Raw genomic sequence first — 18,593 nt, forward strand, 5'->3', positions numbered from 1 at the left:
CTTAGGTCATTGAGACCTTCAACGTCACATCACCGTGCAAGGCCTCTTGCCAGTTCAAACGCACCTGATCCCCATTCGCCCCCTGCTGTAAATCAACATATGGCGTTGCCCAGCGCGTTTGGTTGCTGCTTGTGCGCAACCGAGAGGTCGCGACCACAGATTCAACAGTTCGTGCTTGGCCGCCAAAGGGCAGATGTCCGTCTGTATCAACCGTCCACGCCGTCGCCGCTGTATTCTGATCATGTTTGACCACCAGCGGATTATAGGCCGGCGTTTCTATTTGGTGGAACGTATTTCCATCAAATCGAATATTCTTACCCTTGGACATATTTAACGGAGCGAATGAACTGTCCACACGATCAACACGGTCAATCGTCCCGTTAATACTTCGGAACTTATTCCCTGACACGCTTAAGCCGCCAATGAAGTGCCCTGTTCCATAGGGCTTGATAACCAAATACCCGAACCAAGGGGCGACGTTCCCTGATAGGAACATGTTGTCATCAATGCTCATCGCGGAAAATGAAAAGCCGTTTGTAAAATCCGGACTCGCATCATGTTCATTCGTCCATTCAATCGAACAGTTATCAACGTAGTTCCCGGTGATCGTTGTCGAACAATGCCCGCTCATGATCACGATGCCGGCCGTGCGGATACCGTTCGTTTCGCCATCCCCTTGGAAAAAGTGATTGCCAATGATTGTGTTATTTGACCCACCCAGCACTGCAAAATGTCGAAATTGCGTCGAGCGATTGTTGCGCAGCTTAATATCATTGGCATTCGTATTCAGAACAATCGAACTACGATCCTGCGAGCGCTGCGCAGCCTCGCCGCTAATGAATTGACAGCGATCAATCAGCATACCTTGACAGCCTTCGCCATGGCTTGTGATCCCGCGATCTGCTGGGCGATTGATCCAACAATCTCGCAAATGAAAAATCACGCCCGAAGGGGCCAATAGGATGCCACTGGCAATGTTGTTACATAGAAACTCAACATCCGAGATCGAAAAACTCTGGAGCTTACTGAAACCAGAGAAATCCAAAACATATTTGAACCGAGTAAACGTATAGGATTGTGTGCCAGCCGCGTCATACAACGGGGCGCTCAAGGTTACTTCTTGTGTCGCGTCATTTTTAGACCTGACATAAACCTCTCGCCCTACCCCGTTACCAGTGACCAACGAACCAACTTGAACATTCGCAATGTTCGCAACATTCGTAAGCGTAAGCGCATTGCTGGTTGAATATGTCCCCTGAGACGTCACAACTGTGGGCGCCCAACTTGCATCGCTGGTTACATAGAACTGCCCATTCGCAAGGTGCCGGCGTTGCGCAAACGAGGCACGGTTTGGCACAATCGCTTGCATATCAATCGGCGAAGAAATCGTGATGCGACGTCCGCCAAGATCCAAAGACTCATGATCAGAACTATTCAAAAGCGATTGAAAAGCCTTTTCAAAGGCTAGCTGCTCATTCCCAAAAGCATCGATGTATGCGGGCAGATCAAAGTTCTTCGTCAAATCCAAGATGGCCGAACGCGGCATGCTCAATGTGCCTTCGAACCGAACACGCTCTGTGAACTTCACATTAGAATTCAACAAATACGTCCCTTTGGAAATCAGCACCGTGCGCCCATCTGCTGCATCATTGGCCGCGATAAAGGCGGCTGTATCATCCGTAGTCCCATCGCCTACAGCCCCGTAGTCACGCACATCAACCATAGCCATCATGTCGCGCAAAAATGCAGACGTTAGGTCCTCGACAACGATGTCATCAATACGTACGACCCCACCTGACGCCCCAGTCAGATCAAGCCCCACATGTGCGTAATCAGGCTGCGCACCCCATGGCATATCCACACCACCACGAACGCCGGACCCAATGATTGCCGAAATCTCAACAACCTCACCGTAGCTCGTCAATGATGTCGAAGGCCCAACCTCGACCAACCCACTCACATGGCTGCCACCTGCCGTTCCGGCCCAAGCCGCAATACGCACCGCTGGCAAAGCCCCACTCATCGCCTTCACCCGTGCAGTCACCCGCAAATAGCACCCCGGTAGAACAGGCGTTTGCCCCATGTGCCGCAATCGCTGCGTTGCAGACGTCTTTTGCAGCTCCAAGCATCCCGCGAAATCAGCGTCGGCTGGGACAAATGCCGCATTCGACGCGCCGCTATAAGTGTCTGATCCCGGCGTCCCATCACCACTAGACCAAACCCCAAGCCCAGCCGAGAATGCCGGCGGCATCAAGACAACACCATCTGTGATTGCTTTGTTCATCGAAAACCCCTTTTCACTGATTGGCGTCACAGCGTGATCAGCACGGACGCGCTCTCGTTTGGGGTTTACCGAGCGTTCATTAACGATAACTCAGGCCAGCGTACGCTGGGTGTTGCGTTTTATGCGGCTGGCGCAGCTTGCAAATACCGCACGCCGTTGATCCGCCAACGGTCTTCGATCAACAGCATCTGATATTCAAGTTCATGAAACACGCCATGAGTATCCTTAAACAATACCTTTTGCCGATAGGTTCCGCGCAGCTCTTTGAGCTCCAAGAAACGAAAATCAGATGGGCGCCAAACCATGGGATATCCATTGCGCACCATCGCGCCAAAACGTGCTGGTGATCCAATCAGGTTCTGAATGGACGGGCTAGCAAACCCGTAAGCCGCCTCCACGTCATCCTCTTGAAACGCTTCGATTTGCCTGGAAATCACATCTTGAATCTCAGCATCTTGTGCATTCAGAACCGAGGCCCAGACCGCCAACGCGGCAGCAAAAATCAAACGCATGTCAATTCCTCCTGTCACAGAAGGTTAGAGCGAATTCCGTTTTTGTCCAATTTCATGAGCGCAAAGAAAACCGGCGGCCAATTGGCCGCCGTTTCGTTTACATCAATTCGCCGTTCAATCCGGCTTCGATCAAGGCAATGGTCTCTGGCACACCATAGAGCGCAATAAAGCCCCCAAACCGTGGCCCCTGCGATGCGCCTAATAGCACTTCGTAGATAGCTTTGAACCAATCGCGCAGCGGATCAAAGCCATGGATCTTACCAACAGCAAAGACAATGGATTGCAAAAATTCATCGCTCGCAAAATTCGCTTCTGGCAACGCGTCATCATTCCCCATCGCAGCATTCTTTTCAGCAATCACTGCCAACGCAGCCTCTGGCGAGGACAATGCCTTTGCCAGATCGGTCAACGCTGCACGTTCTTGATCTGTAGGCGCACGGAACACTTTGTTAGGCTTAACAAAGTCATTGAAATACCGCACAGCAAAGCCCGCGGCTTGATCCATCGTTGGATTGCTCTCCGGCGTCGCATCTGGTGCGTATTTGTTGATAAAGCCCCACATCGCCGCCTTATCTTCAGCGCTCGACGCACTTGCCAAGTTCAACAACATCGAGAATGGCACAACCATGTCAGACTCTGGCACTTTGCCACCGTGGATATGCCAAACTGGATTGTTCAACTGACCTTTGATGTCCTGCCCATGATAGGCGCGCAGTTGCTGATGATATTCATCAACAGCCTTTGGGATAACATCAAAATGCATCCGCTTTGCCGTCTTTGGCTTGAGGTACATGAAATACGACAGGCTTTCTGACGACGCATAGGTCAGCCACTCGTCAATCGACACGCCATTACCAGACGTCTTTGAGATCTTCTGGCCGTTTTCATCCAAGAACAATTCATATGTGAAATGCTCTGGCGCACGCGCGCCCAAAATCCGGCAGATGCGGTCATAGATTGGAGTGTTAGTGGAGTGATCTTTTCCGTACATCTCAAAGTCGACACCCAGTGCCGCCCAACGCGCACCAAAATCCGGCTTCCATTGCAGCTTCACATTGCCGCCGGTCACAGGCAGCGTCCACTCTTTGCCCTCTTCGTCGTCAAAGGTGATCGTGTAATTCTCCGCATCCACCTTTTTCATGGGCACATACAAAACGCGACCGGTCTCTGGGTGGATCGGCAAAAAGATCGAATAGGTCGCAGCCCGTTCTTCACGCAGAGATTTCAGCATGACCGCCATAACCTCATCGTATTTTTCAACGGCGCGCTTTAGAATCTCGTCAAACTTACCAGAGCCATAGAACTCATTGGCCGAGATAAATTCATACTCAAAGCCAAACGTATCCAAAAAGCGGCGCAGCATAGCGTTGTTATGATCGCCAAAGCTGTCATGTGTTCCAAACGGATCAGGAACAGACGTCAGCGGCTTTTGCAGATGCTCTGCCAAGCTTTCCGAGTTCGGAACATTGCTTGGCACTTTGCGCATACCGTCCAAGTCGTCAGAGAAACAAACGAGCTTTGTAGGAATATCAGAAATCGTTTCAAACGCAGTTCGGATCATAGTCGTCCGCGCGACCTCACCAAAGGTGCCGATATGCGGCAAACCTGAGGGGCCGTAACCTGTTTGGAACAGCACATAGCCCTTTTCTGGCGGCTGCTTTTCATAGCGTTTGAGCACCCGGCGCGCTTCTTCAAATGGCCAGGCTTTCGAGCTCATCGCAGCATCACGCAGATCAGACATTGTATTCTCCAGAAATCAGCCGCCACGCCCTATGCGTTGGCGACCGGAGATGCATAGTTTGCGAATGCAGCATGGTCAACATTTCTTCGGGACGCTTCATAGTCGCAACAATCAGAAATATCCATTTCAGCAGATGACTACAGCTTGAATCCCCCGATCTGCGTAATACCTCACTCTAAGCTTGCCCCGCTGCAAACTGCTCCATATCCTGCAATCAAAAGCGCTGGAACAAAGGCCCGAATATGACTCAAGAGATTCCCCATCCCCTGACACCTCAAGATTGCTTAATTGCGATGATGGTGGCGATTTCAGCGTCGGATGAAAACATCCGAACGGCGGAGTTGATCAAAATCCAATCGGCCGTCAACAACCTACCGGTTTTCGGCGATTATGACATCGACCGGATCACAGTTGTAAGCCAAACCGTTTTTGACCTTTTCGAACAAGAAGACGGCCTTGCCGCTCTATTCGGTCTGATCAGCGATAACCTTCCTGAAGAGTTGTACGAAACGGCATATGCCCTCGCCTGCGATGTTGCTGCGGCAGATGGCCTAATCCTAGAAGGTGAGCTCCGTCTACTAGAGGAAATGCGCTACGAGCTGAACATTGATCGCTTGCACGCCGCTGCCATCGAGCGTGGCGCACGTGCGCGTCATATGACCATCTAAACGGTCATCACAGCATTACCAATCACCAAACCCGGTATCCCAATGGTTGCCGGGTTTTATGTTTTAAGTGGCTTCCTTCACAGCGATTTCAGCCATTTCCAAAATCGCGTCTCGCGAATTCGCGACCGCGATAAAACGCGCGTTGTGGCAGAATTTGGCACCCTGTACGCCGCTTGCTTCTTCGAGCGCTGCATCAGATAGGCCAGCCCAAGAGGCCGGTAAATCGGCACGTTGATCAAAGGTGTCGTTTGAAAGCTTGATACCATTCAAGGTCCAATCCCCTCCGCGTGGATTAACCACAAAGAGAATATGATCTGCCTCTGCCTTAACCAAGACAGATCGATACGGCATGCCCATCGGCAGCTCGAGAATAGGCGATGTTCCAGCTTTCGCGATGGCCTCAACAACCACGCTTTCCGCACGGGATTTCGCGGCAAGGTTACGGATTTGCGCCTCTACAAAGCCTTGCGCCATTGGAAGTGCTGCAAAAAACGCATCATCATCTGCGGTTGGCGATGGATCATCAAACACAGGCTTCAAGCTGCCCAATAACGCGGGCAACGTCAGGATCGACAGCGGCCCCGCCACAGACGGATCCATCGCGCCATTGTCCAAAAGGTCAATCGGCAGCACAAATTTGCTGTCAAATTTCGCGTGAATAAGTTCAACATCATCCGCGGGCACATTCATCGCAGACAGATAAGCGCGCCCGTACTGCGCCCAAATCAGACCAAAGGAACTGAACGGCTGCTCATCTTCGCGCATCGGTCCCGGCCGCTGGTGATGATCAAATATCTGCGCGTCTGGATCGAACTGTCCACCAACATCATAGATAATCTTTTTAGCCGAAGGCATGAGCCACTGCTTGTCACGTGTGCGCAACAAAGTCGCATCAGGGAACAGGCGCGTCAGCACAACCGAGGACAGCAATTCATCCGCATGAAAGCCCCCGGAATGGGTGACAAGATGAGTAATGGTCATGTGTATGCTCCAGCGTCGGTCATGAGAAAAGGCGACCAACGCGGCCGCCCTTAAAGAGGTTACAGGTCGTTTGTCAAAGCTGGGCGACTAGATCAAGGATAAGATCGCCGAGCAGCCACCAGTTCAACCTCGGCCGCGATATGTCGGCACACCTTGATCTGGGATAAAGACGCCCGGCAGCTCGGCACCGGTTTGATAAAACACATCAATCGGGATGCCGCCGCGCGGGAACCAATACCCGCCGACGCGCAGCCATTTTGGTTCTAGCAATTCAACAAGCCGCTTGCCGATCGACACCGTGCAATCCTCGTGAAAGGCACCGTGATTACGGAACGATCCCAAAAAGAGCTTAAGCGACTTACTTTCCACAAGAAAATCACCCGGCACATAGTCAATCACGATATGGGCGAAATCTGGTTGGCCTGTTAACGGACAAAGCGACGTAAACTCCGGCGCTGTAAAGCGCACCGCGTAGTTTGTTCCGGCTTGCGGGTTTGGCACTTTTTCCAATAACGCCTCTTCCGGTGAGTTGGGCAATTCAGTCTTGCCACCCAATTGAGTCAACCCAGCGTAAATGCTTTCATCAGCCATGTGTCTCTCCTTAGACCCCACGTTTATTGCCCCAAACAAGGACATGTAATTGCGGCAAAATACGGGGAGTAAACCATTGATCCCCAAGTGTTTTTTCGATCAACCAAGTGTATCGTTCCATGATGCCATCCATATCAATCACCGCATCATCGGCATCAGGTGGTGGCGGCGTGTGATTGCCCGGTTGCAGATACAAAGGTACCTGCGGGTAACGCGCAGCGACGTCCTTGGCCCATTGGTAATCCACCGTATCAAAGACAACGATTTTCATCGCGATCTCGGCATTACCAGCAGCAACGAGGCACGCATCAAACTTGTCCCAATCCACAACCTCTCCCGAAGACGGTGGTTTGGGAGACAGGATCAGAGGCGACAGTTCAGAAAACCAATCGCGTGCCACTGACCCCTGCGTTTCTAAAGCAAATTCATAGCCCTCGGCCTTGCCCAAAGCGATCAGCGGGCCAAAATCCTGAATGGCAGGGTTGCCGCCGGATAATGAAACCGTCAGCGGTTTTCCACCTGACAGCGTACGCACCTTTGACCAGACGTCCTCTGTCGCCATGGCTGTCCATGTGTGGCGGTATTCCTGATCAACAGCATGCAGACTGTCGCACCAGCTGCAGCGATAATCACAGCCCCCAGCCCGTACAAAAACGGTAGGCGCACCGATAACAGCGCCCTCGCCCTGAATGGTTGGCCCAAAGATTTCCGCAATCCGTAGCTTGCTCATGGTCGGTACTCAGCCCAAGTCTTTGGTGTTTCAGACACCCGCACCGCGGTCACCTGTTCCCACTTAGGTTTTGCCCAATCAAACACTTCTTTTGCCAGCCGTTCAGACGTAACCATATCATGACCGAATACATCGTTCAGATGCCGATGATCCAAGCTATCATCAATCCACTTTTTCAAGGGCGACAACGCACGGTAATCCAGTACAAATCCGTTCTCGTCCAACTCTGGCGCAGACAGTTCAACTTCGACAATGTAGTTGTGCCCGTGCATGCGCGAACAGGGGTGATCCTCTGGCAAACCACACAACTGATGGCTTGCGGAAAAGTGGAACTCTTTTGTGATACGAAACATCAGTGCCCCTCCACCGCAGATTTCCAATACTCGGGATCGGCATAAACCGTTGGATCAGTTACACCTGCAATATCAAAGGCTTCGCGACGCTCGACGCAAGTTCCACAGCGACCACAATGGCTTTCCCCACCCTTGTAACAAGACCAGGTATCAGCAAATGGCGTATCAAATTTAGCGCCCGCAACTACGATGTCTGACTTTGGAACATGCACAAAGGGTGTATATAATCGAACCTCGGCATAGCCCTCTAGCGCTTGATTTTGCATCGCCTGAAACGCATCAATAAATCCAGGACGGCAATCCGGATAGATAAAGTGATCGCCCCCATGAACGGCTGTCGCAACGGCATCTGCACCCTTGGCAGCAGCCACGCCAAATGCAACTGACAACATGATTGCATTACGGTTTGGGACAACAGTCACCTTCATGGTTTCTTCAGCATAGTGTCCATCGGGAACGTCGACATCATCGGTTAACGCTGAGCCAGCCAAGAACGCTCCAATGTGGCGCATGTCGATCAACTCATGCACAACGCCCAATCGCTCTGCCGCAAGGGCTGCAAATTCGACTTCTTTTTTATGGCGCTGCCCGTAATCAAACGAGATCAACCCCAACAATTCCTGTTCCTCAGCGACTTGGTAAGCAAGAGACACGGAATCCAATCCGCCTGAGCAGATGACGAGAGTTTTCATTTTTTGAACCCTTGTTTTAGCGAACCGGGTAGGCTGCGACCGGTATCCGGGACCATCCCGAACGCGCGGGATTTAGCAAATCAGCATTTCGAAGAAAAGCGAAAAGTCCGTGTTCAGCTTGCGTAGACAAGCCCCCAGCGTTCAATCAGTTTTTGCTGAAGTTTCTTCGCCCGACTGTTCCAACTTTTGGCACCACGCGGCCGTTCGCGTTGATCGCGGGTCAGCTTGGAACGTGTGTCTGTATCCGCGACAAAAATGGCAAATGCCATTTCCTCTCCCTGCGAAGATTCCAGGTAACCTGCCAGCCCGCTTACGAAATTTAGCGTTCCAGTTTTAGCATAAACATTGATCGGATGATCTTTATTCGGCGATCCGTTTTCATGTTTTAGCGTGATTGGCTTGAGGATGGGGTGCAAAATTTCTTTACGCTGGAAGGCCGCCAAAGCAAGGGCAAGTTCACTCGCATCCATGCGCGAGCGGTCACTTAAACCGGAATGATCCATGAATTTCGCCTGCGCCATTCCCAACCGCTCCGCGGCCCATTCAGACATATGCTGACCAGACGCCCGGAGCGACGCGGCGTAGGTGCCGCGCGCCAGTGTTGCGGACAATCCGACCATCTCGGCCGTTACGTTGGTGGAGTATTTCAGCATGTCGCGCAGCACGTCCGTGAGCGGCCCACTGCTATGGGTTGCCAATGTCTCACCACGTGGAAAACTTGTTGTTTTCTGGGGGCTTGGCAGCGTTATCCCCCGCGCCCGCGCATGCCAGCGCAAGACCTCACCCGCATAGATTTCAGGCTGACGCATTGGGAGCCAGCGGCCGCCGGCTTTGTTCAATGCATGGCGCGCTACGGTCCAGTTATCTTTACCATTTTTTGCTGAATACGCGAAAATTGGCGTTTTGTTATCTGTGAGAGAAACACGGGCGACGTGGACCGGGGGGCGGTGTTTGGCGCTGCGGGCTTCCATGGCTGTGTCGTAGCCGTCTGCGGTCTTTTTCCAGTCGAAATAAACGCGATTAAAATTCAAGCAAATGCCTGAAATTGCAGGGGAATACCCGACGTGCCGCGGTTGCTCTGGGTCAATCGTTTCGGCAAACGGTAAGGCGCCGCCGTAGACGAGAAAACGACCTTCGACCCGCTTGAGGCCAGCCGTTGCTAGTGTCTGCACAAGTTCGCCAAGGTGATCGGTGCTTAGGGTCGGGTCCGCGCCGCCGACGAGGATCAGGTCACCCCTTAACACCCCGTTTTCAATAGGTTTTGTGGCCACAACGCGTGTTTGAAAACGATGATTTGGGCCAAGGGCGTCTAGGGCGTAAAGGGCCGTAACGGCCTTTGAAACGCTTGCTGGAGGCAACCCCGTGGTTATGCCGTGCTGTTCTAGGACCTTGCCAGTGCCAATTTCGACCACCGAAAAGGCCACGTCGCCGTTCAAATTCGCCGCTTTGATCAATTCCTCGACCGTCTTAACCGGTTGTTTTCCAAGGGATTCTGGACGCAGGTGCGGACGCAGCGAACGCTCGGGCGCGTTGGCGAGCAACGGGGTTGCGACGGTGCTGGTCAGAGCGGTCAGGAAAAATCGGCGGGATAGAAAATTGGACATGAAAAGAATTTAGCCTGCGGGATTTGGAAAGAAAACGCAAAACAGCGTTATCTCGAAAATATCAATTAAATAAACGGGTTACGGCTTTTCCCATGCACCAGTTGCGCGGATTTGGGAGGAGCTGAGATTGACCATGGGCACATTGGCAAAGCACCAGGCCGGCGCCTGCGCAACGCCTAACAGTCTGGAATCCCTACCTTTTATTTGTGCAAAACGGTAAACATCTGCAGCCTTGGCGGTTCGCGCCGAGGTGCGGTCACCGGGGCGCGCGAGGACGCCAACGGGGACTAAGTCCATGATTTTACGCCAATCTTTCCATTTATGGAACTGCGCAAGGTTGTCAGCTCCCATCAGCCAAACAAAGTTAACACCGGGGTAGTCTTTGGTTAACCGTTCCACCGTTTCAGCCGTGTAGCGCGTGCCTGCGCGGGCCTCAAAATCAGAGATGGTGACACGGGGGTGATCCATGATCTGACGGGCGGCGTCCATACGGCGGGCGATGGCGGCGGGCCCCTCTTTTTTCAAAGGGTTACCAGGGGTTACAAGCCACCAAACACGATCCAACCCAAAGCGTTTTAGCGCCTCTTGGGTGATATGCACATGGCCCTGATGCGGCGGATCAAAGGAGCCGCCCAGCAGGCCGACCGTCATGCCAGATCGTAAATATGTGACGCGTTTTCTCATGCGGCGAATAGAAAGGTGACCGCAATAAATGTCCAGTCAAATCCGGGTGTTGCGTTCCTTGCGCCGTTAATAGGTTTGGGACGGTGATAAGAATTTTGGTAAATGTGGAAATTCGTACGTTTCACGGCGCGAAACGTACGATTCGATTTGATTAAATATATTGAGGGTAAGATGGGCGATTTTCACGATGATAATTGGTACGAAAAAGGCGGCCGTCGCGGGTATATTTCGGTGCGCGATTTGGACTGGTGCATCGGACGCAAAGACAGCGGGTGGGTTTTGACCATTCCGGCGGGTACAGAATTTGAAAGCTCGGTTCCGGTGCTGTTGCGATGGGTGTTCCTGCCGGATGATCCGCGATTTTTGAAATCGGCATTGATCCACGATTATCTGATCGAAAGCGGATACCGCCGCGCGTTTGCGGACAGCCAATGGTTTGAGGCGGCGTTAAGCGTACACGCCCCGGTGTTGCGCACGTGGGTCGCGTATTCTGGCATGCGGTTTCGGCGGTTTGTGCAGTGGGTGTTTGGGACGTCCAGCGCGAATAGAGGGTAACGGTTTCCCAGAGGGGAGCGCCTGACCCTGGGTGGGTGCAAAGCGCCCTCCCGTGGGGAGGGTCGGGCGCTGCCCGGCGGTGCCGGGCATATGTCTAATCTCGTAAAAAGAAAACGGGAAGTTTGGTCGTCTTTGACGATCCACAAAGTTCGCGGCCGATCTCAAACTGTATTGTCTTGTCAGGTTCTTTTTTCAAAATTCTAAAAAAGACGTCCACAGCCACAAGCTGAAACGTTCTGTAGACACTGTGCGAAGCGGCGTTTAACCAATTTAGAAATTCGTCAAATTTTTCATGGTTCGAGCTCTTACCTCCCATTCGATTGAAATGAAAATTCAGAAACGAACCAAAGACCAAGTCATCTGTCGCTGGGTACGAACAGTTGGCGTACTCTTTGTGGAACAAGAAACGCCGGTCCGAATTACGCGGAGCAGAGTCCAACCACGCAAGCACGTCTTGTGTTCCACAATGACCACTCATTTTATTTCTCATCTTTTTACTGAATCCTAACCATTCACTTTCTAATACATCAGACATTCCATCGGCCCATGTTTTTGAGATCTTTTCCAAAATAGCCAAGTCAGATCGGGATTTTGCGCGCCGTTTCAAGGCAATTTCCAATCCTTTCATTGCATATTGCGCTTCAACCACCTTTAAGTTCACCAGTCTCAAAAAGAGATGAGACCTAGCAGAAGCCAACTTAAGGGTCGGCTCACCCATGGCTTGCGTATTCATGGCCATAATCCAGAGATTAATCAGCTGCATTGTTTCATCCGCGGCCAAGGCCAGCACCAAAAAAGCAGATGACGCTTCTTTGCCCAGAATTTCGATATCGTCTTCCAACAATTGCATTTCCAAAAATTCAAAATTCATTCCAAATATTATCTCCACTTGTAGTGCACATTTGCCATCCCCCACCCCATCCGCTATCACGGCCTTCAACGTGAAATCCCCTAAGTCTCGAGGCCCAAAATGGCAGCTTATCAGTACGTCTATCACATGCAGGGAGTCTCTAAGACTTATCCCGGCGGCAAGAAGTGTTTTGAAAATATCCACCTGAGCTTTTTGCCCGGTGTGAAGATCGGTGTCGTGGGTGTGAACGGCGCGGGTAAATCGACTTTGATGAAGATCATGGCCGGGTTGGATAAGGACTTTACCGGTGAGGCTTGGGCGGCTGAGGGCGCTAAGGTTGGCTATTTGCCGCAGGAGCCAAAGTTGGACGAGACCCTAACGGTGCGTGAGAACGTGATGTTGGGTGTGGCGGATAAAAAGGCCATTCTGGATCGCTATAACGAATTGGCGATGAACTATTCGGATGAGACCGCCGAAGAGATGGCCAAGCTGCAGGATGAGATCGACGCGGATAACCTGTGGGATCTGGACAGTCAGGTTGATGTCTCTATGGAAGCGCTGCGCTGCCCGCCGGATGACGCTAAGATTGCGGATCTGTCTGGTGGTGAGGCGCGTCGTGTGGCGCTGTGTAAGCTGTTGCTGGAAGCGCCAGACATGCTGTTGCTGGATGAACCGACCAACCACTTGGACGCGGAAACGATTGCTTGGTTGCAGCAGCATTTGATCGACTACAAAGGAACGATCCTGTGTGTGACCCACGATCGGTATTTCCTGGATGATATCACCAGCTGGATCCTTGAGTTGGATCGCGGCAAGGGTATTCCGTACGAGGGCAACTATTCTGCTTGGCTTGAGCAAAAGGCCAAGCGTCTGTCGCAGGAAGCGCGGGAAGATAAGTCTAAGCAAAAGACGTTGGAGCGCGAGCTGGAGTGGATGCAGCAAGGGCAGAAGGCGCGTCAGGCGAAATCCAAGGCGCGTATTGCGGCCTATAACGAGCTGGCGGGTCAGTCAGAGCGTGAAAAGGTTGGTCGCGCGCAGATCGTTATTCCGAATGGTCCGCGTTTGGGCAGCAAGGTTATTGAGGTGTCCGGCCTTGGTAAGCATTTCGGCGACAAGCAGTTGATTGAGAACCTAGAGTTCAGCTTGCCTCCGGGTGGGATCGTGGGCGTGATTGGCCCGAACGGCGCGGGTAAATCGACGCTGTTTAAGATGCTGACCGGTCAAGAGCAGCCGGATGCAGGTACGGTTGAGTATGGCGATACAGTGAAGCTGTCCTATGTGGATCAGTCGCGTGACGATCTGAACGACAAAGACACCGTGTGGGAAGCGATCTCTGGCGGGGCCGAGATTATTGAGCTGGGCGACGCGCAGGTCAATTCGCGGGCCTATTGTTCGTCGTTTAACTTTAAGGGCGGCGATCAGCAAAAGCCGTTGAACCTGCTGTCTGGTGGTGAACGCAACCGTGTGCATATGGCGCGCTTGCTGAAAGAAGGCGGCAACGTGTTGCTGCTGGATGAACCGACCAACGACTTGGACGTTGAGACGCTGCGGGCTTTGGAAGATGCGCTGGTGGATTTCGCCGGCTGTGCGGTTGTGATTTCGCACGATCGTTTCTTCCTCGACCGGATTTGTACGCACATGCTGGCGTTCGAAGGCGAAGCACATGTGGAGTGGTTCGAAGGTAACTTTGAAGACTACGAAGAAGACAAGAAGCGCCGATTGGGTGCGGATGCTTTGGAGCCTAAGCGCCTGAAGCATAAGAAGTTTACGCGGTAGAATTGACACACATAAAATACAACTTAAAAGGGTCTTAATTCTAAGACCCTTTTTTTTCGTGCCGCAATTTTATTTGAGTTCTTTATGCATTTAGAAGTAACCCAAGATTTAAACCAAAAAGAGCTCTACTTTGCTCAAAAGGTCCTAATTCCAAACAAGAGCCGTCCTCGTGGCTTTCGCAACGGAGACCTCGCCAAACTTAAACATGGTTCAAGGTCCGCAGTGGTAATGTTAGGCTCAGCGGGTTGCCCCTTAGGAAAAATTGCACTCTGGAAAGAGCTGGCTGAAGACTTCAAACTAGAGGAAGGCCAGCGCGCAAAATTCACATTAGAGAAATGTTGTAAAAGAGATTTTTTGACTTGGTCAAATGGACTACCAAATGCCCAAGATCGTTTTCAAGCTATTCTTATAGCTGAGGCCTCACAAGCAGCGGAGGAAGCCGCGGATGCCTCTCAGAAGGCATCTCAAAAAGCCAACTCTCTTAACCAACTTACTACACAGTTGCTACGCGAGGTTCGCGACGAAAAAAACGCTGCGACTGCCGAACGAGAAAAAGCATCAAGAGCACGCAAAAGGGCCCTATATTTAGGGGCAGTATCTGGCGTATCATTCTTCATAATCTCTTATGTCTTCGAGGGTATTTTAGACAAGATAGCACTTAAGGAATGGATCAATACTTTCCTTGGCATTTAAACTAGATAACTCAAGGGCTTCATATCCCACTTCAGTGTTTGTGCGCGGCCAAATTCGCGACAAAGCCGCAGCCCGGCCTACAAATTCTTTTCCGGTTTGATCCCAATCAATTCGCGCGGCCCACTGACTGGATAGGCTCTGGCCATAACAGAGAGCCGTAGGGTGGGTTTCTAACCCACCATCACCGGTTGCAACGATCGTGCAAAGGTGGGGTGAAACCCCACCCTACGATGAAATCGACCCTTGCCGGGTTGAAGCCCGGCCTACGGATTTTGTATTATTTGATCCCAATCAAGTCGCCCTGTTCGCTGGCCGGATAGGCTCAGGCCATAACAGATGATTGGAGAATGATCATGGGTCACACCCCACATGAATTGGCAGCTGAATTCCCGGAACATGCGGTGAAACTCTCGGACCTGAAACAGGCAGATCCGCATTTCGCGCGGTTGGCGGAGGAGTATCACGCATTGAACCGCGCGGTGCATCGGGCGGAGACCAATGTGGAGCCGGTTGAGGAATTGGCCGAAGTCGAGATGCGCAAGAAGCGCGCGGCTTTGAAGGATGAGATTTATCGGATTTTGGTTGGGTAAGATTTGTGAGGCGTAGGGTGTGCCTTCAGGCGCACCTTTTCACGTTGGTCATTTCGTGGTGGTGCGCATGAATGCGCACCCTACCGGTTGATCGAGCTGTAGGGCCAGTCTTCTGGTGTTTCGGTGTATCCGTGTTTTACCGGGTTGATATAGCAATATTGAATATATGCATTCAATTCTTCCCTGTCTCGGATGTGGTGCTCCCAGAACCTGCGTTGCCAGATGGCTTTTTCACGGCGTGATATATGGCTTTGACGTTTCCGTCCTGCCTCTATCTGAATGGAAAAACGCGCCTTGATAATGCTCCACCGCACTGAATAGTCACTATCACCCTCGGGCAAAGTCCAAACTGTGTGCATGTGGTTGGGCAGAACGACCCAGGCGTCGATGTGGAAGGGGCGTTCGGATTTGGTTTTGCGGACTGCGTCGCGCAGGACGTTGATTTGGTTGACCAGCAGTGAAGACCGGCGATCCGCCAAGTTCACCGTAAAGAAGATCGTGGCGCCGGGGATTTTCGGGCGGAGGTAGTGGGACATGGCGCGAGGATGTCGCGACATGGTTAAGGAAGGGTAAGCCGGGCTGAAGCCCGGCCTACGTATTATTCCAGAACGAAAGTTACCTTTAGGGTCACGCGGTATTCGCTGACTTTGCCGTTTGCGACGACGACCTTTTGATCTTGGACCCAAGCGCCGGTGACGTTTTTCAGCGTTTTGGTGGCACGGGCCACGCCGGTGTCGACGGCATCGTCAAAGCTTTTGGGGGAAGAGGCAATAATTTCGGTTACGCGTGCGACGGACATAGCAGTCTCCTAAGTTGGTTGGCCTTTAGGGGTAGAGACATAGGACGATTGGGTCATGGGGACAGATGCGTTGTGCTTCCCCGTAACAATTCCAGCGTAATTCACACGTCGGTTCACAGGGGTGCCAGATGGGTGAAACATCTGTGGACGCGGCGTGTGCGCGTTCCCACGTTTCTATTATAAGAGAGGAGACCCCTATGCCCCGTGATGACACAGCATCCGCCCCGAAACACCCCGCGCCGGCCCCTGATGCAGAGGCACCGCTTCCCTTTAGATTTACAGATTGGGCCGCAATTTAGATGAAACGACTGGTGATTTTGGGCCCTGCCCTTGTGATTTTGGGCATTGCTGCCTTGATTGATCTGCCCCAAACGCTGGGCGCGCACCCTTGGTGGTCGGTGAAAACGCTAATGTTCGGCGCGCCGATTGGGTTGGTTCTGGGTTATTTTCTGCGGCTGCGCATTGCGCCGATTGGATTTAGTGCATTGCTTTTGTTGAGCTATTTCACAGCCAAGACAGGACAGACACGATTTGCGGCCTCTTACGCAGAGGATGCATTTGCGGGACAGCTTTGGTATTTTGGTTGGATTGCGATCGCGGTTATGGCGGCGGCTTTGCTTGTGAGTATTGGCCGGTGGGCGGTGCTGCGTCGGGATTGAAAATAATCCACTTGGATAGGCAATCTCCCAGAAGTGGTCCAGACCTCGCCATATTCGCGCCCCATTTGAACGTTTGATTAAGGATATAAAGACACCATTGACACACCGGCCAGCAGAAGCGGCCATTCACGTCCAGATATTGGAGCAGGTCATGGCAATCGTTTTATTCTTATTTGGTAGCGTTCTCGGTCTCTTTGGAGCCATCCTCCAGCTGTCCCTTGGGGTCGGTGGTTTCGGCGCGGCGCTTCAAACGTATTTGATGATTTCTCTCGGCCTGCCAGTTGTCACTCTCTTGGCAACATTTCTTCGCTTCCGCAGCGAAGGTAAACACACTTCACAGTTTTCCTAAGGGGCGCGCGGGGGGCATTTTTCGCAGCCTTATAGCGCCTTAACAGAACACCCGGAATCGATACATCCCTCCATCGATTTCCGGGTGTTTTTGTTTTTTTGTGGGCCCCTACGGGGCCGTGCCTCCGGCGGAGGTATTTGGATCAAGAAAAAGCATTAATGTGCTGTATTGACGTGGATTTTACGCGAATAGGTCCGGCAGCATAGATGACGCTTATCCGCGCAGCACCCAGTTCAGGATGGCTGGTGTTGGCATGACGCCGGCTTGGCGTGATTTTTCGCGGCCGCCTTGGAAATGCGCCAAAAGCGGAATGCCTTTGATCCGGTAGGTTTGGCTGGCCTTTGGGTATTCTTCGGTGTTGAGTTTCACCAAACGCGCCTTGCCTTTTAGGGTGCCGGAGGCTGCTTGAAATTGGGGGCCCATTTGACGGCATGGCCCGCACCACGGCGCCCAGAAATCCACGATCAGAGGCACGTCATCGTTGCGGGCGGCTTTTTGCAGGGTGGCATAGTCAATTTCAGTGACCTTTCCCGTAATCAGACGCGCGCCGCAGGTGCCGCATTTGGCGGTGTCATCTAGGCGTTCTTCGGGAACCCGATTGACCTGTCCGCAGTCCAAGCATGTAAGTTTCTTTCCCGCCATTGTCGCCTCGTCTGATTGATGTGGGGCACATATAGGTGATGGGATGGCGGAAAAGAATGTGTTGTGGGTATTGTCACGCAAATTTGCGGTGAATGAGGCCGAGTAGGATGCCGAAAGTGCCAAATTGCAAGATGGTTGAGACGGCCTCGACACGTACCCATTGCAGGATTGAGGGGGCCGCGTATTTGGCGGGTTCCGCGAGGGATATGTAAGAGCCGAGGAACAGGCCAAAAGCCACGGCGATGAGGATGCCCTGCCCTAGTTGCACCTCTGGCCCGCGCCAGATGTGGAGTGCGGTGGTCATGATGATGCCTTGGATAATCATCGCGGCGATGCCCATGGGCATGATGGGTTGATCACGGGTGAAGGTCAGCGCGTCGTAATGGTTTTTGTTAAGCCAAAAGTGCGATCCCCCCTGCACTGCGAGGGTGATGACCATAAACGCGAGAACGGACAATGTGTGTTTGATCATTGGGCGGCTCGTTTCCACAGAGCGATGGGTGCGCCGCCGGGATCGCGCAGGAATGTAGCAGTACCAGCAGGGCCAACGAGGTCTGCGGCGATGAGGGTTGCGCCGTTGGATGTGGCCTTGGCGGTTTCAACGGCGAGGTCATCCACTTCGATATACGGCACCCAGCCAGCCACGCCGTCCATCGCATCGCATGTCGCAGCAAAGGGCATTTCAGCGCTGCCTGCGGTTTGGAAGGTCATGGGGCCGATGTCTTGCTGTGCCCAACCGAATGTTTTGGACAAGAAACTTTCTGTTTCGCGGCGCGCGGGACCGATGTTGTCAAACCATACAAAGGGGGATGGCATGGGGTTCTCCAATTCACTTTTATT

23 protein-coding genes are annotated in these 18,593 nt (G+C 52.4%); 7 read left to right on the forward strand and 16 right to left on the reverse strand.

All coding sequences use genetic code 11. The annotated features are described in order from the left end of the window. Position 1 precedes the first annotated feature (1 nt). The 3 genes from Q4544_RS02565 to Q4544_RS02575 all read right to left on the reverse strand — a co-directional run bounded on the left by Q4544_RS02565 (position 2) and on the right by Q4544_RS02575 (position 4,537). Positions 2-2,284, reverse strand: a complete 2,283-nt coding sequence (locus Q4544_RS02565) for a right-handed parallel beta-helix repeat-containing protein (protein ID WP_303503860.1) — start codon at positions 2,282-2,284, stop codon at positions 2-4. 119 nt (positions 2,285-2,403) lie between these two features. Beyond that, positions 2,404-2,796, reverse strand: coding sequence for a DUF4864 domain-containing protein (locus Q4544_RS02570; protein WP_303503862.1), 393 nt, complete (start codon positions 2,794-2,796; stop codon positions 2,404-2,406). A 97-nt stretch (positions 2,797-2,893) separates the two neighbouring features. Beyond that, positions 2,894-4,537: a lysine--tRNA ligase gene (locus Q4544_RS02575; protein ID WP_303503864.1), complete on the reverse strand. Its 1,644-nt coding sequence runs from the start codon at positions 4,535-4,537 to the stop codon at positions 2,894-2,896. Positions 4,538-4,779: 242 nt separating this feature from the next. Here Q4544_RS02575 and Q4544_RS02580 point away from each other — a divergent pair, with 242 nt between their 5' ends. Continuing rightward, positions 4,780-5,205 carry a tellurite resistance TerB family protein gene (locus tag Q4544_RS02580; RefSeq protein WP_303503865.1) on the forward strand — a complete coding sequence of 142 codons (426 nt, stop codon included), beginning with the start codon at positions 4,780-4,782 and terminating at the stop codon, positions 5,203-5,205. A 63-nt stretch (positions 5,206-5,268) separates the two neighbouring features. On the opposite strand, the gene Q4544_RS02585 is transcribed toward Q4544_RS02580, so the two are convergent. From Q4544_RS02585 to Q4544_RS02615, 7 genes are all read right to left on the reverse strand, one after another. After that, positions 5,269-6,186, reverse strand: coding sequence for an MYG1 family protein (locus tag Q4544_RS02585; RefSeq protein WP_303503867.1), 918 nt, complete (start codon positions 6,184-6,186; stop codon positions 5,269-5,271). Between the two features lie 123 nt (positions 6,187-6,309). Next, a complete protein-coding gene (gene queF, locus Q4544_RS02590; RefSeq protein WP_303503869.1) occupies positions 6,310-6,777 on the reverse strand; it encodes a preQ(1) synthase in 468 nt (155 codons plus the stop codon). Positions 6,778-6,787: 10 nt separating this feature from the next. Then, the gene (queE, locus tag Q4544_RS02595; protein ID WP_303503871.1) at positions 6,788-7,507 is read right to left on the reverse strand and encodes a 7-carboxy-7-deazaguanine synthase QueE; all 720 of its coding nucleotides are present in this window, start codon (positions 7,505-7,507) and stop codon (positions 6,788-6,790) included. After that, a complete protein-coding gene (queD, locus tag Q4544_RS02600) occupies positions 7,504-7,860 on the reverse strand; it encodes a 6-carboxytetrahydropterin synthase QueD (protein ID WP_303503872.1) in 357 nt (118 codons plus the stop codon). Before queD ends, queE begins: the two co-directional genes overlap by 4 nt. Next, entirely contained in the window at positions 7,860-8,552 is a 693-nt protein-coding gene (gene queC / locus Q4544_RS02605; protein ID WP_303503874.1) for a 7-cyano-7-deazaguanine synthase QueC, read from the reverse strand. The genes queD and queC overlap by 1 nt, the downstream gene beginning before the upstream one ends. Before the next feature lie 113 nt (positions 8,553-8,665). Next, positions 8,666-10,156: a D-alanyl-D-alanine carboxypeptidase/D-alanyl-D-alanine-endopeptidase gene (gene dacB / locus Q4544_RS02610; protein WP_303503875.1), complete on the reverse strand. Its 1,491-nt coding sequence runs from the start codon at positions 10,154-10,156 to the stop codon at positions 8,666-8,668. A 78-nt stretch (positions 10,157-10,234) separates the two neighbouring features. Continuing rightward, on the reverse strand, positions 10,235-10,840 hold the full coding sequence (locus Q4544_RS02615; protein ID WP_303503877.1) for a nicotinate-nucleotide adenylyltransferase: 606 nt from the start codon (positions 10,838-10,840) through the stop codon (positions 10,235-10,237). Positions 10,841-11,011: 171 nt separating this feature from the next. Here Q4544_RS02615 and Q4544_RS02620 point away from each other — a divergent pair, with 171 nt between their 5' ends. Beyond that, a complete protein-coding gene (locus Q4544_RS02620) occupies positions 11,012-11,395 on the forward strand; it encodes a DUF1353 domain-containing protein (RefSeq protein WP_303503880.1) in 384 nt (127 codons plus the stop codon). 94 nt (positions 11,396-11,489) lie between these two features. On the opposite strand, the gene Q4544_RS02625 is transcribed toward Q4544_RS02620, so the two are convergent. Beyond that, the gene (locus Q4544_RS02625; protein ID WP_303503882.1) at positions 11,490-12,335 is read right to left on the reverse strand and encodes a hypothetical protein; all 846 of its coding nucleotides are present in this window, start codon (positions 12,333-12,335) and stop codon (positions 11,490-11,492) included. 30 nt (positions 12,336-12,365) lie between these two features. Here Q4544_RS02625 and ettA point away from each other — a divergent pair, with 30 nt between their 5' ends. From ettA to Q4544_RS02640, 3 genes are all read left to right on the forward strand, one after another. Then, positions 12,366-14,021 carry an energy-dependent translational throttle protein EttA gene (ettA, locus tag Q4544_RS02630; RefSeq protein ID WP_303503884.1) on the forward strand — a complete coding sequence of 552 codons (1,656 nt, stop codon included), beginning with the start codon at positions 12,366-12,368 and terminating at the stop codon, positions 14,019-14,021. Between the two features lie 84 nt (positions 14,022-14,105). Next, positions 14,106-14,714 carry a hypothetical protein gene (locus tag Q4544_RS02635; protein WP_303503886.1) on the forward strand — a complete coding sequence of 203 codons (609 nt, stop codon included), beginning with the start codon at positions 14,106-14,108 and terminating at the stop codon, positions 14,712-14,714. Positions 14,715-15,067: 353 nt separating this feature from the next. Next, the gene (locus tag Q4544_RS02640) at positions 15,068-15,304 is read left to right on the forward strand and encodes a YdcH family protein (protein ID WP_303503888.1); all 237 of its coding nucleotides are present in this window, start codon (positions 15,068-15,070) and stop codon (positions 15,302-15,304) included. An 80-nt stretch (positions 15,305-15,384) separates the two neighbouring features. On the opposite strand, the gene Q4544_RS02645 is transcribed toward Q4544_RS02640, so the two are convergent. Next, complete coding sequence (locus Q4544_RS02645; RefSeq protein ID WP_303503890.1) at positions 15,385-15,840, reverse strand: REP-associated tyrosine transposase; 456 nt, start codon at positions 15,838-15,840, stop codon at positions 15,385-15,387. Between the two features lie 62 nt (positions 15,841-15,902). Beyond that, positions 15,903-16,103 carry a dodecin family protein gene (locus Q4544_RS02650; protein ID WP_303503892.1) on the reverse strand — a complete coding sequence of 67 codons (201 nt, stop codon included), beginning with the start codon at positions 16,101-16,103 and terminating at the stop codon, positions 15,903-15,905. Between the two features lie 299 nt (positions 16,104-16,402). On the opposite strand from Q4544_RS02650, the gene Q4544_RS02655 reads away from it, so the two are divergent. Further along, positions 16,403-16,762, forward strand: a complete 360-nt coding sequence (locus Q4544_RS02655) for a hypothetical protein (RefSeq protein WP_303503894.1) — start codon at positions 16,403-16,405, stop codon at positions 16,760-16,762. A 151-nt stretch (positions 16,763-16,913) separates the two neighbouring features. After that, complete coding sequence (locus Q4544_RS02660; RefSeq protein WP_303503896.1) at positions 16,914-17,111, forward strand: hypothetical protein; 198 nt, start codon at positions 16,914-16,916, stop codon at positions 17,109-17,111. 213 nt (positions 17,112-17,324) lie between these two features. Here Q4544_RS02660 and trxC read toward each other — a convergent pair whose 3' ends face one another. From trxC to Q4544_RS02675, 3 genes are all read right to left on the reverse strand, one after another. Beyond that, a complete protein-coding gene (trxC, locus tag Q4544_RS02665) occupies positions 17,325-17,753 on the reverse strand; it encodes a thioredoxin TrxC (RefSeq protein ID WP_303503898.1) in 429 nt (142 codons plus the stop codon). 73 nt (positions 17,754-17,826) lie between these two features. Next, positions 17,827-18,225, reverse strand: coding sequence for a hypothetical protein (locus tag Q4544_RS02670; protein WP_303503900.1), 399 nt, complete (start codon positions 18,223-18,225; stop codon positions 17,827-17,829). After that, positions 18,222-18,569, reverse strand: a complete 348-nt coding sequence (locus Q4544_RS02675; RefSeq protein WP_303503902.1) for a VOC family protein — start codon at positions 18,567-18,569, stop codon at positions 18,222-18,224. The genes Q4544_RS02670 and Q4544_RS02675 overlap by 4 nt, the downstream gene beginning before the upstream one ends. Positions 18,570-18,593 lie beyond the last annotated feature (24 nt).

Origin of the sequence: Cognatishimia sp. 1_MG-2023, from assembly GCF_030548175.1 — a bacterium.
Lineage (GTDB): Bacteria > Pseudomonadota > Alphaproteobacteria > Rhodobacterales > Rhodobacteraceae > Cognatishimia.

Coding starts and splice junctions, on each gene's coding strand:
- queC (WP_303503874.1), bottom strand. CDS start 8,552: ATGAAAACTCTCGTCATCTGCTCAGGCGGATTGGATTCCGTGTCTCTT.
- Q4544_RS02670 (WP_303503900.1), bottom strand. CDS start 18,225: ATGATCAAACACACATTGTCCGTTCTCGCGTTTATGGTCATCACCCTC.
- queF (WP_303503869.1), bottom strand. CDS start 6,777: ATGGCTGATGAAAGCATTTACGCTGGGTTGACTCAATTGGGTGGCAAG.
- queD (WP_303503872.1), bottom strand. CDS start 7,860: ATGTTTCGTATCACAAAAGAGTTCCACTTTTCCGCAAGCCATCAGTTG.
- Q4544_RS02645 (WP_303503890.1), bottom strand. CDS start 15,840: ATGTCCCACTACCTCCGCCCGAAAATCCCCGGCGCCACGATCTTCTTT.
- Q4544_RS02650 (WP_303503892.1), bottom strand. CDS start 16,103: ATGTCCGTCGCACGCGTAACCGAAATTATTGCCTCTTCCCCCAAAAGC.
- dacB (WP_303503875.1), bottom strand. CDS start 10,156: ATGTCCAATTTTCTATCCCGCCGATTTTTCCTGACCGCTCTGACCAGC.
- Q4544_RS02640 (WP_303503888.1), top strand. CDS start 15,068: ATGGGTCACACCCCACATGAATTGGCAGCTGAATTCCCGGAACATGCG.
- ettA (WP_303503884.1), top strand. CDS start 12,366: ATGGCAGCTTATCAGTACGTCTATCACATGCAGGGAGTCTCTAAGACT.
- queE (WP_303503871.1), bottom strand. CDS start 7,507: ATGAGCAAGCTACGGATTGCGGAAATCTTTGGGCCAACCATTCAGGGC.
- Q4544_RS02675 (WP_303503902.1), bottom strand. CDS start 18,569: ATGCCATCCCCCTTTGTATGGTTTGACAACATCGGTCCCGCGCGCCGC.
- Q4544_RS02660 (WP_303503896.1), top strand. CDS start 16,914: ATGGCAATCGTTTTATTCTTATTTGGTAGCGTTCTCGGTCTCTTTGGA.
- Q4544_RS02655 (WP_303503894.1), top strand. CDS start 16,403: ATGAAACGACTGGTGATTTTGGGCCCTGCCCTTGTGATTTTGGGCATT.
- Q4544_RS02620 (WP_303503880.1), top strand. CDS start 11,012: ATGGGCGATTTTCACGATGATAATTGGTACGAAAAAGGCGGCCGTCGC.
- Q4544_RS02615 (WP_303503877.1), bottom strand. CDS start 10,840: ATGAGAAAACGCGTCACATATTTACGATCTGGCATGACGGTCGGCCTG.
- Q4544_RS02575 (WP_303503864.1), bottom strand. CDS start 4,537: ATGTCTGATCTGCGTGATGCTGCGATGAGCTCGAAAGCCTGGCCATTT.
- Q4544_RS02580 (WP_303503865.1), top strand. CDS start 4,780: ATGACTCAAGAGATTCCCCATCCCCTGACACCTCAAGATTGCTTAATT.
- Q4544_RS02565 (WP_303503860.1), bottom strand. CDS start 2,284: ATGAACAAAGCAATCACAGATGGTGTTGTCTTGATGCCGCCGGCATTC.
- Q4544_RS02585 (WP_303503867.1), bottom strand. CDS start 6,186: ATGACCATTACTCATCTTGTCACCCATTCCGGGGGCTTTCATGCGGAT.
- trxC (WP_303503898.1), bottom strand. CDS start 17,753: ATGGCGGGAAAGAAACTTACATGCTTGGACTGCGGACAGGTCAATCGG.
- Q4544_RS02635 (WP_303503886.1), top strand. CDS start 14,106: ATGCATTTAGAAGTAACCCAAGATTTAAACCAAAAAGAGCTCTACTTT.
- Q4544_RS02570 (WP_303503862.1), bottom strand. CDS start 2,796: ATGCGTTTGATTTTTGCTGCCGCGTTGGCGGTCTGGGCCTCGGTTCTG.